The sequence below is a fragment of the Desulfococcus sp. genome, from assembly GCF_041737845.1.
Taxonomy (GTDB): Bacteria; Desulfobacterota; Desulfobacteria; order Desulfobacterales; family Desulfococcaceae; genus Desulfococcus.
Genome location: NZ_JBGSQX010000080.1, coordinates 109524 through 123019, shown reverse-complemented (window position 1 = coordinate 123019; position 13496 = coordinate 109524). Strand labels below are relative to the sequence as shown.

The following is a 13496-nucleotide window of genomic DNA, read 5'->3' as shown; positions in this document are numbered from 1 at the left end:
CTGTAAATTCGGTATGATGAATTTTTAAGTTGCGTTGTAGGGTTAAAGAAGCATGAGCTTTTTTTATGATTGCATCGATCAAGCTTGATACGGAGGAAAAACGCCGTGCCGCATTACTTGACCCGCAACGGCCGTCCGAGAGTCTTGCCTGCCCAATCAATACCGTTAGCACTCCCGCAGACAAGGTTAACAGCAAGTTGAACTCTCAAGATTTTATGAAAAATTTGTTTAATCCTCGGTTGATGAATGCATGGTATGTTGCCTGCCGTCAGACCGTTGTCGCCATCCTGGCAAGGATTATAGGATTTCCTTTGAGCTGCCTGATAAGACGCGATCCAGAATTAATGCTGGTGATTAATCGTCCGGGCTCGTCTTTTGCAGACAACAGCAAATATTTTTTCGCCCATGCGAGCGGCATGGCCGGACAGAACCAACGCGTTGTTATGCTTACATTTGATCGTGGCATACAGAAATTGATTGTTGATGCAGGGGGAGAATCTGTCTTCCATCCATCCTTGCAGTCCATGTACCTACTGTTGCGATGCGGCAAGGTCGTTATTGATATGGACTGGTTCAAATTCGGATCATATCCCTTAACGATCGGTGCCAAATTGATCCAGCTTTGGCATGGTGCACCGATCAAGCATATAGAACTGGATTTGTTTCGGAAGCGCCTGAATTCGATACCGGCCTGGATGTGGCCTGTATTAAAAATTCAAAAATGGTTAATTGGGCGCTATCCTGTTTACGATGTGGTTGTGACAACATCTCAATGGTTTGTCGACAATGTCTTTTCGCAATGTTTTAATGCCAAAAAGTTCATATCTCCCGGTTATCCGCGTAATGATATTTTATTCGGCTGGCCAGAATCTGACAGCATCATATATCGTTTGGCGTGGATTAACGTGGACAGAAATGGATTGAAAAAAGTCACGGAAGCGAAATCAAAAGGACAAAAAATTTGCCTGTATGTTCCGACATTCCGAAAAGAACTGTTCGATCCTTTTGAAACAACCATCGATTTAAGTCGTTTCTCCAAGTTTGCACAAAAAAACAATCTGCTGATTGTGCTGAAGCTACACCCCTTCATGCATGGGCATTCACAGATCAAGAATTATTCCAATATACTTGAATACAATCCTCTATGCGATATTTATCCGCTCATGCCTATGTGCGACCTGATGATAACGGATTATTCTTCGATCTTTTTTGATTTTTTGTTGCTTGACAGACCGATTCTTTTTTTCGCTTATGATTTAGATGCATATTTAAATCATGATCGGAGCATGTATTTTGACTATGAAGTCATGACTCCCGGGATGAAATGCAATAAAGTTGATCAGCTTGAATTGTATATCGAAACCATTCTCAAAAATGGGTGTCAGGATGATTATGCGGCATTGCGTCAGAAAATCCGAGCATGCACGCATGATCATATAGATGGCAAGTCCAATGTGCGTCTAATTTCAGAACTCCTGACATAGAGTCAATCTGCAATTGTTGATCATACCGCTTTGTTTGGCAGGGTGCTCTTTTTGCCCAGCACATAAAACAGATGACTCATCGGCAGCTTCAGCACCCCTTTCCGAAATAACATATCCCACCGCCCCAGCCAAGTCATCCAACCGGGAAAACGGCCCGATTTCACGTAACGTAGAATCGGCACCTCCCAATCCGGTTTTGTTGGCGACAACGCCTTTCCGCCGCCATATCTCCGATGAAGCCGAACATCCCTCGGACCGCTGGGGTCCGGCCAGCCGGGCGTGTCGATGGCGCCGTATTCTAGAACCCTCATCCCCGCATCACAGAACATCTTCTTGACCTTGGTGATGTGGTTGTATTTAACTTGGCCGTGGGACCACGGAAAGCCGAAGATCATGTGAAGAAACCGGTGCCAGGGGTATCCGGGCTGGAAATTGTTGCAGGTGATGAGCAAAACATATTTTCTGGAGATGCGCTTCATCTCTTCGAGGTAGCGGGCCGGGTCGGCCAGTTCCGTCCAGGTCACGAAATTCCAGGCCAGGTCGAAGCTGTCGGCGTCGAAGCCGGTGCGATAGACGTTCACGTCCGGTATCGCTTTCACCTGCTGCCGAATTCCCAATTCATCCCATCCGTGCATCATTTCCAGCTCCGGATTGACCAGCGTGACACGGCACCCGGCCAGGCCGAACCCGATGCTGTAAAGGGATCCCGCCGCCTTTGCGCCGTGGCTCGGCATCTCCACGATCTCCTGAAGATGGAGGGAGCGGGCCAGAAGTCCGTGAAGCTGAAGCAGCACGTAGCGGTCATAGGTGACCCCGAAAACCTCGACTTCCTTTTTGCTCATCTTTCTCGTCCTATATCCATTTGTTTTCGAGATACCAGGCTACGGTCTCCTTCAAACCAGCTTCGGAATCGACCGTTGGATTGAATCCGAGCTCCTGCCGGGCTTTTTCGATGGAAAAGACGCGATCGGCCAGCGTCGATTCGATATTCTTCCGCGCCACCGGGGGTGTTTTGCCTACACACGTAAAGGATTTCTCGATCATGGTTGCCGCCAAGAGCGCCAGCCATTCGGGGATATACAGCGGAACCCGCCGGATGCCCAATCCTTCTTGGAGTATTTGCCTGATCCGGTCAAACGGCTCGGACTGCTTGTTGGTAATCAGGTAGATTTCACCGGGGATTCCCTTTTCGGCGGCGAGCAGGATTCCCTGAACCGCATCGTCCACATGGATCATCGGGGTCAGCTTGGGCCGGCTGCCGATCTTTGGAAACATGCCTTTTCTTGCCAGTCGGACCAGCTTCAGCATATCCCGCCAGTCCCCGGGGCCGTAAACCATTGAGAAGCGAATGATGGACGCGGGGAGCCCGTGAGTTCGCACCATGTCGAGTACTGCACGTTCTGCTTTGAGCTTGCTCCTGCCGTAAGAATGGTGGGGTCGGCATTCGCTCTTTTCCGTGGCCGGAACCTCGGGACAGATGCCCATGGCGGCCACGGAGCTGCAGTGGACGATTCGGGCCACCTTTTCTCTCAGGGCTTCGGTCATGATATTCAGGGTGCCCAGAACATTGACGGCCTCAAACATGGCCTCGGTGACCGTGAAGTTGCTCATGTGGCCCAATGTCGCCAGGTGCATCAGGCAATTCATGCCTCCCGCAATGCCCTTGAGGCTTTGGGCCTGGGTGATGTCCCCTTCAATAATCTCAGCGCCGAGAAGTTCGAGCGGTTCCGACTTTTTTCGAGATCGGGCCAGGCACCGGCATTCATGCCCGTCCGAGATCAGCCTTCGGACAAGGTGAGGGCCGATGAATCCGGATGCGCCCGTGATGAGAATCTTCATTTCCAGCACCTTGAATTTTTTATAAAAGCGTAATCAATAACGTTTCAGCCGGCCCCGACAATCCCCCCCATCACTCGCACAAGCGACGGCGGATGCATGAGAATATTCGAATAGGCCTGGTTCGCCATGGGGCATGCGCAGCGGCCCTCCCGGATGTACCGCCGGACCTCGCGCGCCCGGGGGCTGTTCCAGAGCGCCGGGAAATCATACCCGTGCTTCCGGAGATTCCCCATGGGCTTGTCGTACCCCAGGGTGCAGCAGGCCCAGATGTCGCCGTAGGGGGTCATGTGGGCGTTGGAAATGCCGGCGTAGCAGGGGATGACCTGGCGGTTTTCCCGAAGGATCCGGATGGCGAGCCCATAATAGGCCAGCCGGAAGGCGTGGGTGATCCGCTGGAACAGGACCCGCTGCTTCATGTTGCGTTTGATCTGGCCGACAAAAAATTGGATGGCCGCCTCGTATTCGTCTGGGTCCGGGGTGATGGGGTCGTCCAGGTTGAGCATCTCCGAGCGCTGCTCCGCGATTTCGTTCCGGTAGCTGTCGGTGCCGAGCCGGGTGACGAAGGCGGCGATCTCCTCGATGTCCCGGACGTTCCACCGGGAGACGACCGTGCCGAGCTCCGCGTGAAAATGGGGGTGGTCCGCCTGAAGGGCTTTCAGCCGCCGGAACAGCGCCATGACCTTCTCGAAATTCCCGGCAACGCCCCGGATCTCGTCGTGTTTTTGGCCGATGTGGTCGAGGCTGGGCTTGACCGTCAGGCGCACTTGGGGACAGATGCGCTCCAGGCAGGCCAGAATCGCCTCGGTCTGCTCAACGATTCGGTCCGCCGCGATGGCATTCGTCGGGATGTGGATGATGCCCGGGGTCAGGTGGCGGCAGGCGAGCCGGATGATCTCGCCGAGGTCTTTTCGCAGGAACGGCTCGCCGCCGCTGATGTTGAACACATAGACATGCCCCAGGGTCCGGAAGATCTTTTCGATCTCGTCCGTCGTCAACTCCTCCTGCCGCTTTGCGGGGTCGTCCCGGTAGATCCGCCAGATGCCGCAGGTTTTGCAGCGCGACTGGCACAGGTTGGTGACGGAGAAGGTCAGGTTGAGGGGCGTCCCCGGCTGCACCAGCCCTCTGTAGGCCATGGCGTATCGCGGCATCTTCGGCGAAATTTCCTTGAGATAGCTCACTGTCGGCTCCTGAGACGGGGATTAAATCCTTATAACTTTTTACAGACCTCCCTATACACCAGATAAGTGGTTTTGGCAATGGCCGGCCAGGAAAATTTATGCGAAATGTTATCGGCATCCGCAGAGAGCGCCTTGAGCCGGCTCGGGTCCTGGATGCAGTGAAGGATGGCCCGGGCAAGGGCCGAGGCGTCCTGCGGCGGGACGACGCATCCCGGGTCTGCGACGAGGTCCGGCAGGCCCCCGACGTCGGAGACGATCATGGGCTTGCGGAAGGCGATGGCCGTGTTGCCGATGCCCGACTGGCTGTCGAAATGATGGTAGGGCAGGATCACCAGGTCCGCGGCGGCGAAGAACCGGTGAACCTCTCCGGAGGGGATATAGTCCAGGACCGTGGTGACATGACCCCCAAGACCCAGCTCCCGGATCAGGCGGTCGTAAGGCGCCCAGCTCTCCCACAGTTTCCCTGCAATCACCAGGCGCGTGCCGGCTTGGGCTTTCTTGACCTCGGCGAAGGCTTTGATGGCCGTGTCAATCCCCTTGTAAGGCCGGATGGCGCCGAAAAGGAGAACGACCCTTTCATCGGATGCGATTCCCATGGTCTTGCGGATATTGCCTGTTCCCCCGCCGGTTGCGGTATGAAAATCCATGTTGCCGTGGGGAATCCGGCTGACCCGGGATTCGGGGATGCTGTAGCGAGCCGAGAGTCGGCGCCGCCCCTGTTCGGTGTGGACGATGAAATGGTCTCCCAATGCAAACAGGATCCGGGAAGCCGCGACATATCCTGTGGATTTTTCATGGGGAAGGACATTGTGGACGGTGAAAACGACGGGCTTTTTCCGCAATTTGAAGGCGGCGCAGACGGCGAGATAGACCGGCGCCAGGGGAAGGCTCCACCATTGGGCGTGAAGCAGGTCGGCTTTCGTCGTAAGCCCAGCCCGGAGCCATCCCGCGGGGTCGTACCATGTCAGGCGGCGGTGCACGGTTAACTGGGGATGACGGATGTCGGGGAGGGTGGGGTCATCCGCCAGGCCGCCGCCCGGATACAGGAACCGGGGATACATCTGTCGGAAAGAAATGAATTCCACCGGGCAAAGCGCCGCCATGGCGGCGGCCAGTTCACGGCAGTAGCCGCTCACCCCCCGAAGGGGCGGAAAAGATCCCAGCATTGCAATCCTGGCAGGCGTCATATTCAGGCGATACCATGATGGTTATCGTGACGGGAACGGCATGCATGTCCCGGTAGGCAAAAACGAATGGTAAGGCACCTATCACACCCGGTCGGATTCATCAAGACACACCGGGCCGCCGTCCAGGGCGCCTTCATTATGACGTTTCTTTCAGGGCTTCCGCATTGCGCCGCGCGGCTTTATCCGCTTGATTTATGAAGCCCGATTGTTTATTAAGCGTAAGTGAGATAGACTTGCAAAAGTCGAATTTCCGGTGGGCTTTCCGTCGAGCGGTTTCAACCGTTCTTCTCAACCGGCATAACGTTATACCTTAAAACGAGATACAGATCTGACAGTTATGAAATATTTACAGACATTTCGTGTATTGCCCGATATCCCGGACGCACTCTCTTTTCTCGAGGTGTTGTCCCGAAACATCTGGTGGAGCTGGCAATATGATGCCGTAGAGCTTTTCCGTCGGATCGATCCCCGGCTATGGGATAGGAGCGGGCGAAATCCGATCCTTTTTTTGACCTATCTTCCCCAGAAGCGCCTTGAGGAACTGGCCGGGGACAAGAGCTTTCTGAGCCACCAGGAAAGGGTAAGAGAGCAGTTCCAGGTGACCGCCTGCTCCCGGAGATGGGACGGGGATGCTTCTATCTCCCGTTCGAATACCATCGCCTATTTTTCAATGGAGTTCGGCATTCACGAGAGTATTCCCCTCTTTGCCGGCGGGCTGGGGATTCTTGCGGGAGATCATCTGAAGGCCGCTTCGGACATGGAACTGCCCCTGGTCGGAGTGGGGCTTCTCTATCGGCAGGGCTATTTCAGGCAATTCCTCGACCAGGATGGGTGGCAGCAGGAGGAATATCCCGAGACCGATATCTATCAGCTTCCCATCGAAAGAGCCACGGACGCGCGGGGAGACGATCTTTTCGTGTCCGTGGCAGGTCCTGACGGGGATATCCACGCCGCCGTCTGGCGGCTCAACGTCGGCTGCGTCCCCCTGTTTCTTCTCGACAGCAACGTCTCTGAAAATCCGAGAGATCTTCGGGAAATCACCTCGAAGCTCTATATCGGGGAGCAGAAGATGCGCATCGCCCAGGAGATGCTGCTGGGTATCGGCGGCATGCGGGCCCTTGCCGCCTTGGGCATCCATCCGTCCGTCTGCCACATGAACGAGGGGCATTCTGCATTTTCCAGCCTGGAGCGGATCGCCCAGATCCGGGAGAGCCATCAGGTCGATCTGAAGACCGCCCTCGAGATCATCCCCCGGACCACCGTTTTCACGACCCACACCCCGGTATCGGCCGGCAACGAGGAATTTCCGATCGAACTGATCCGGCCCTACCTGATCCCCCTGGAGGAGCGCATCGGGGCCCTGGCGGATGAAATTCTCTCGTGGGGGCAGCCCATCGGGGCGCTGCCCAGTTCGCCGATATCCATGTTCATACTGGGCGCCCGAATGGCCAGATACTGCAACGGCGTCAGCAAGCTTCACGGCCGCGTCGCCAGGCGGATGTGGACCCACGTGTGGCCGGAGATGCCCGAAGAAGAAATTCCCATCAGCCATGTGACCAACGGGGTGCATATCCCATCTTTCCTGTCGCGTGAAATCTCTCTGCTCCTTGAACGGCATATCGGTCCCGAATGGCATCACCATCCGTCAAACCCCGGTAATACCAGCCGGATCGATGATATTTACGAAGAGGAGCTGTGGCGCGCCCATGTCATGTGCCGGGCCCGCCTGATACGCGCCTGCCGGAGGCTCATGACCCGGCAGTACAAGCGGCGAAACGCGCCGAAAGAGATGATGCGGGATGCGGAACTGGTCCTGGATCAGGATATCATGACCATCGCCTTCGCCCGCCGTTTCGCCACCTACAAGCGGGCAAACCTGCTGCTTCAGGACCCGGAGCGTTTTGAGGCACTGCTGATGAACAAAAACCGTCCGATCCAATTTATTTTTGCGGGGAAGGCTCACCCGAGGGACCATGAGGGCAAGGAACTCATCAAGCGGCTTGTCCAATTCGCCCGCAAGCGTGAAATCAGAAACAAGCTTGTTTTTATTGAAGATTACGACATTCATGTGGCCAGATATCTGGTCCAGGGCGCGGATGTCTGGCTGAACACGCCGCGAAGGCCGCTGGAGGCCTGCGGCACCTCCGGCATGAAGGCCGCCATCAACGGCGCCTTGAATCTCAGCATCCTCGATGGCTGGTGGTGCGAGGGCTACAGCGAGGAGAGGGGATGGCGGATCGGCAACGGCGAGGAATATGTGGATCCGGCCTATCAGGACGCCGTTGAATCCCAGGCGCTTTTCAACGTCCTGGAGGAAGAGGTCATTCCCCGGTTTTACGATCGGAAGAACGGTGACATCCCGGTGCGATGGGTCAAAATGATGAAGGCCTCCATGAAGATGGGCATGAGCGTTTTCTGCAGCCACCGGATGGTCGCCGAGTACAACGGCCGTTTTTACGAACCCGCCCGGGACCGGCTGGCGAGGCTTCTGGCCGGCGATGCAGGCGAGGCCAGGGCACTGGCGGTCCGGAGAGAAAAGCTCAAGACCTTTTGGCGGAACATCCGGGTCGAGCCGCCCATCCAGGAGACGGCAGGTCCGTTCCGGGTGGGGGAAAATCTCCGTATGACCGCCCTGATCGACCTCGGGGAGCTCTCACCGGAGGATGTGACGGTGGAACTCTATTACGGCATGCTTCAATCCGCCGACCTGCTGAGTTTGGGAAAGGCCAAGGCGATGGAGATGCTGGAAGCCCACGGGGGGGGGCGCTACCTCTATGCCTGCGATATTTCGTGCCCCATGTCGGGCAGGTACGGCTTCACGGCGCGGGTGCTTCCGGCAGGAGATGCGTGGGCGAGGTTCGAGCCGGGCCTGATCCGCTGGACCTGACGCGGCGCCGATCTCACGCCGGTTCCCTTGGGATATCGGGGAGCCTGTTTGCGACCGAAATGCGACAATCCGTATCATCTTTCGATTGGCGCGGAAAGGATAGTCGATGACCGCAAAAATGCGGAATCCAAGAATATTGATCGTTACGCCGGAAGTGACGTATCTGCCGGATCGGATGGGAAGCCTGGCCAACACCCTGACGGCCAAGGCGGGCGGGCTGGCCGATGTATCGGCGGCCCTGGTCAGCGCCCTGTTTGAACAGGGCGCCGACGTCCATGTCGCGCTTCCGGATTACCGGTCCATATTCAGCGACCGCCTGGCCCCTTTTCTCAAAAAAGAGCAGCGGGCCATCCTCGATGTCATGCCGGAGGAACGAATCCATCTGGTAGAAGACAGCTCCTTTTTCTACCTGAACCGGATCTACTCGGGCGACGGCTTCGAGAACACCAAACTGGCGCTGACGTTTCAGCGGGACGTGCTGAATTATATCCTGCCCCGCGTCAATCCCGACCTGATCCACTGCAACGACTGGATGACCGCTCTGGTTCCGGCCGCGGCCAGGGAAAGGGGAATTCCCTGCCTCTTCACCATCCACAACATTCATACGGTCAAGTGCTACCTGGCCCACATCGAAGACCGGGGCATCGACGTGGCCTCTTTCTGGAAGCACCTCTATTTTGAGCGGCCGCCCGTCGATTACGGGGAATCGTGGAACACCAACCTGATCGATCTGCTGACCAGCGGCATCTTCGCGGCGCATTTTGTCAACACCGTCAGCGACACCTTCCTGAAGGAGATCGTCGAGGGGAGACACGATTTTGTCGAACCGTCCATCCAAAGCGAACTGTCCCAAAAATACCATGCCGGTTGCGCGACCGGGATCCTCAATTCGCCGGATCCGGCGTTCGATCCCCGGACGGACCGGATGATCCACCAGTGTTACGGGCCCGATAACCATGCGGCGGCAAAACGGCAGAACAAACGCTTCCTTCAGGCGTCACTGGGCCTGATCGAGGATGAAAATGCGCCCCTTTTCTTCTGGCCGTCCCGCCTGGATCCCATTCAGAAGGGGTGTCAGCTGCTGTCGGATATCCTGTATGCCGCGATTTCGGAATATTGGGAAGCGCATCTCCAGATCATTTTTGTCGCGGATGGGCAATATCACAAACATTTCCGGGATATCGCGAGATTTCACGGATATGAGAACCGCATTGCCGTGTGTCATTTTGACGAACATTTGGAACATATGGCCTACGGGGCCTCGGATTTCATTCTCATGCCCTCACGATTTGAACCCTGCGGACTGCCCCAGATGATCGCCCCCATCTACGGCAGCCTTCCGGTGGCCCATGACACCGGCGGCATTCATGATACGGTGGTGCACATGAACGCCGCCGAGAACAAAGGAAACGGATTCCTGTTCGAAACCTATGATGCCGGCGGCCTCTTCTGGGCCATCCGTGAGGCCATGCGGTTTTATTCCCTGGCTCCGGAAATTCGGGAAATCCAGATCCGCCGGGTGATGAAGGAGGCCATTGAGACCTTCAATTACGATGTCACCGCCAGGCAATATATCGATCTGTATGAAAAGATGCTGGACCGCCCGCTGATCACCGGGTAGACTCAGGCTGAAGGCCGAAGATATAAGAAAAAGAGACCTTCCCCTCAGCCTTCAGTCTAAACCCTTTCAGCCTCTTTTCTTTCAGATTCGTATCGTTAGAAAGAATCCGTATGCCTCACTTGGATCTGCTCGCCGGGCAATTCCTGGATTACCTCGTTGTGGAAAAAGGCCTTTCCGAGAAGACGATTGCGTCTTACCGGACTGATTTGTCCCAGTATTTTCTCCATCTTCGATCGAATGGGGTAAAAAATGTGTCCGCCGAGGATATGCCCCTCATCATCGGCCACCTGTCCGAGATGGAGAAAACGAGCCTTTCGCCGAGATCCCGGGCGAGGCATCTGGCGGCATTGAGGGGATTTTACCGGTTTCTGGTCCAGGAGGAGGTGCTGGCCGAAGACCCCTCCAGACGGGTCGATCTTCCCAAGATAGGGTTGAAGCTCCCGGATGTCCTGTCGATTGAAGAGGTGGAACGCCTGCTTGCAATGCCCGACACGACGGATTCCGTCGGCGCCAGAAACGCGGCCATGCTCGAGGTCCTGTATGGGGCTGGCCTGAGGGTTTCGGAACTCGTCACCCTGAAACGGCATGATGTCAACACCGAGGCCTGCTTTCTGAAGGTGATGGGAAAGGGGGCGAGCGAGCGGATCGTTCCCGTGGGCTCTCATGCCAAGGCCCGGCTCGAATTTTATCTTGGAACGGCGAGGCCCCTGCTCCTCAAGGGGCGGGAAAGCGCTCACCTCTTTGTCGCAAGGGCGGGAAAGCCGCTGACGCGCCAGGGGTTCTGGAAGATCTTGAAAAAATATGCCGAACACTCCGGCATCAGAAAGCAGATCACCCCCCACAGCCTCCGCCATGCCTTCGCGAGCCATCTTCTCGAGGGTGGCGCAGATCTGAGATCGATTCAGATGATGCTGGGTCATGCCGATATTTCATCCACCCAGATCTACACCCACGTCGCCCGGAAGCATCTGCAGGAGATCCACGAGAAATATCATCCGCGGGGGTAATGGATCGATATCGAAAGAAAAATTGACTGGACAGTCATAGATTGCTATAAATAGAGATTTCAGGCTGATTGGGTCAGTCGATGGGTTCCGCTCTGCTTCACCCATCCTAGCGGGTTTAGGCTCCGGACAAGATCCATTGCGATGCATGAGCCTGTGCGCATCAGCCTGAACCCCCTATAGAAAGGAAGAATCATGATCTATATCGGAACTTTTCTCCATACGACGAATCAGCAGGAGGAATCCGAGGCGGACAGACGGCATGGAGAGTTCAATCTGCTGGTCGATGCGGAAAACAGGGATGCGGCGCTTCGGTTGTTCCGGGAACGAATCTCCCATTTTCGGAATACCAGCTCGCTTTTTGAGGGCGAGTGCAGAATATTCCTGTCCCGCCTGCTGGAATTCGATAAGATCCCCAAGGAAAAGGCCATACTGACCAACTATAAATCCATGGCGGGTGATCCGCTGATGCCGTACATCGGCTGTTCATACCCCTCAGAAGAAACGGACGGGTGCAGGATCATCAACTGGAACGACAACACACCGGAGATCGACGGCCGGGAAGGTCAGCTCTTTGTAAAATTCGAAGTCCATCAAAATGGAGTAAGTCATGAGTGAGCCGGGGAACAAGATCATCTATTCGATGATCGGCGTCAGCAAATTTCATAACAAGAAGCCGATCATCAAGGATATTTCGCTCTCTTATTTTTATGGGGCCAAAATCGGCGTGCTCGGCCTGAACGGCAGCGGAAAATCGACGCTGCTCAAGATCATGGCCGGCGTGGATACCGCCTTCAACGGGGAAACCATCCTGTCCGATGGATACACTGTGGGATTCCTGGAGCAGGAACCCCTGGTGAACGTCGAAAAAACCGTGCGGGGGGCGGTGGAGGAGGGGGTGCAGGAAACTGTTGACCTGCTGAACGAATTCAACCGGATCAACGAGCAGTTCGCCGAGCCCATGAGCGACGACGAGATGGACCGGCTCATTCATCGGCAGGGCGAGGTCCAGGACAAGCTCGACGCACTGGACGCCTGGGACCTGGACGCGCGGCTGGAGATGGCCATGGACGCCCTCAGGTGCCCTCCGGGAGATACCCCGGTGAATGTCCTGTCCGGCGGCGAGCGGCGCCGTGTCGCCCTCTGCCGTCTCCTGCTCCAGAAGCCGGATATCCTGCTTCTCGACGAGCCCACCAACCATCTGGACGCCGAGTCGGTCGCCTGGCTGGAGCATCACCTCCACGATTACGCCGGGACGGTGATCGCCGTCACCCACGACCGGTATTTCCTGGACAATGTGGCGGGATGGATCCTTGAGCTGGACCGCGGATACGGCATCCCGTGGAAGGGCAACTATTCCTCTTGGCTGGAGCAGAAGCACAGGCGGCTCGCCCGGGAGGAAAAGCACGAGAGCCAGCGAACCAAGACCCTGGAGCGGGAGATGGAGTGGATCCGCATGTCGCCCAAGGGCCGGCGGGCCAAATCGAAGGCCCGCATCAACTCTTACGAAACGATGTTGGAGCAGGAAACGGAGAAAAGAAACGAGGAACTGGAAATCTATATTCCCCCCGGGCCGCGGCTCGGCAACGAGGTCGTCTCAGCCGAGTCCGTCACAAAAGCCTATGGAGACCGGCTCTTGATGGAAGAGATGACCTTTGCCATTCCGCCGGGGGCCGTCGTCGGGGTGATCGGTCCCAACGGTGCGGGGAAGACCACCCTGTTCCGGATGGTCACGGGGCAGGAGACTCCCGACTCGGGCGTTATCCGGGTGGGGGAGACGGTTGTCCTGGCCTATGTGGACCAGAGCCGGGATGTGCTTTCGCCCGAAAAGAATATCTGGGAGACCATCTCCGAGGGCAAGGAGAGCATTGTCCTGGGCAGCAGGGAGGTCAACTCCCGCGCCTATGTGGCGCGCTTCAACTTTTCAGGGGCGGACCAGCAGAAAAAGGTCGGGATGCTCTCGGGCGGTGAGCGGAACCGGGTTCATCTGGCCAGGATTTTGAAGCAGGGCGCCAACGTGCTCCTCCTGGATGAACCGACCAACGACCTGGACGTCAACACCATGCGCGCCCTGGAAGAGGCTATCGAGAACTTCGCGGGCTGCGCCGTGGTGATCAGCCATGACCGCTGGTTCCTGGACCGGATTGCGACCCATATCCTGGCGTTTGAAGGCGACAGTCGGGTCATCTGGTTCGAAGGCAATTATTCCGACTACGAGAAGGACAGAAAGACCCGGTTGGGAGCGGATGCCGACCTGCCCAAACGCATCAAGTACCGCCGTCTGACGCGGGCATAG

General features: G+C 56.4%; 10 protein-coding genes. 6 read left to right on the top strand and 4 right to left on the bottom strand.

Annotated elements, in window-relative coordinates; genetic code table 11:
- Nucleotides 1-65: 65 nt before the first annotated feature.
- Nucleotides 66-1484, top strand: a complete 1419-nt coding sequence (locus tag ACEW8N_RS09365) for a CDP-glycerol glycerophosphotransferase family protein (RefSeq protein WP_373499551.1) — start codon at nucleotides 66-68, stop codon at nucleotides 1482-1484.
- A gap of 20 nt (nucleotides 1485-1504) precedes the next feature.
- Here the strand turns inward: ACEW8N_RS09365 and ACEW8N_RS09360 are convergent, their stop codons facing one another.
- The 4 genes from ACEW8N_RS09360 to ACEW8N_RS09345 are packed head-to-tail and all read right to left on the bottom strand — an operon-like array spanning nucleotide 1505 to nucleotide 5667.
- Nucleotides 1505-2326: a methyltransferase domain-containing protein gene (locus ACEW8N_RS09360; protein ID WP_373499550.1), complete on the bottom strand. Its 822-nt coding sequence runs from the start codon at nucleotides 2324-2326 to the stop codon at nucleotides 1505-1507.
- Between the two features lie 10 nt (nucleotides 2327-2336).
- Complete coding sequence (locus tag ACEW8N_RS09355; RefSeq protein ID WP_373499549.1) at nucleotides 2337-3323, bottom strand: NAD-dependent epimerase/dehydratase family protein; 987 nt, start codon at nucleotides 3321-3323, stop codon at nucleotides 2337-2339.
- Between the two features lie 44 nt (nucleotides 3324-3367).
- The gene (locus ACEW8N_RS09350) at nucleotides 3368-4501 is read right to left on the bottom strand and encodes a radical SAM/SPASM domain-containing protein (RefSeq protein ID WP_373499548.1); all 1134 of its coding nucleotides are present in this window, start codon (nucleotides 4499-4501) and stop codon (nucleotides 3368-3370) included.
- A gap of 29 nt (nucleotides 4502-4530) precedes the next feature.
- Nucleotides 4531-5667, bottom strand: coding sequence for a glycosyltransferase (locus ACEW8N_RS09345; protein ID WP_373499547.1), 1137 nt, complete (start codon nucleotides 5665-5667; stop codon nucleotides 4531-4533).
- Nucleotides 5668-6025: 358 nt separating this feature from the next.
- Between ACEW8N_RS09345 and glgP the strand changes: the two genes are divergently transcribed.
- The 5 genes from glgP to ettA all read left to right on the top strand — a co-directional run bounded on the left by glgP (nucleotide 6026) and on the right by ettA (nucleotide 13496).
- Complete coding sequence (glgP, locus tag ACEW8N_RS09340) at nucleotides 6026-8575, top strand: alpha-glucan family phosphorylase (RefSeq protein WP_373499546.1); 2550 nt, start codon at nucleotides 6026-6028, stop codon at nucleotides 8573-8575.
- A gap of 106 nt (nucleotides 8576-8681) precedes the next feature.
- On the top strand, nucleotides 8682-10196 hold the full coding sequence (locus ACEW8N_RS09335; RefSeq protein ID WP_373499545.1) for a glycogen synthase: 1515 nt from the start codon (nucleotides 8682-8684) through the stop codon (nucleotides 10194-10196).
- A 110-nt stretch (nucleotides 10197-10306) separates the two neighbouring features.
- Complete coding sequence (xerD, locus tag ACEW8N_RS09330) at nucleotides 10307-11203, top strand: site-specific tyrosine recombinase XerD (protein ID WP_373499544.1); 897 nt, start codon at nucleotides 10307-10309, stop codon at nucleotides 11201-11203.
- A 192-nt stretch (nucleotides 11204-11395) separates the two neighbouring features.
- Entirely contained in the window at nucleotides 11396-11818 is a 423-nt protein-coding gene (locus ACEW8N_RS09325; protein ID WP_373499543.1) for a hypothetical protein, read from the top strand.
- The gene (gene ettA / locus ACEW8N_RS09320; RefSeq protein WP_373499542.1) at nucleotides 11811-13496 is read left to right on the top strand and encodes an energy-dependent translational throttle protein EttA; all 1686 of its coding nucleotides are present in this window, start codon (nucleotides 11811-11813) and stop codon (nucleotides 13494-13496) included. The genes ACEW8N_RS09325 and ettA overlap by 8 nt, the downstream gene beginning before the upstream one ends.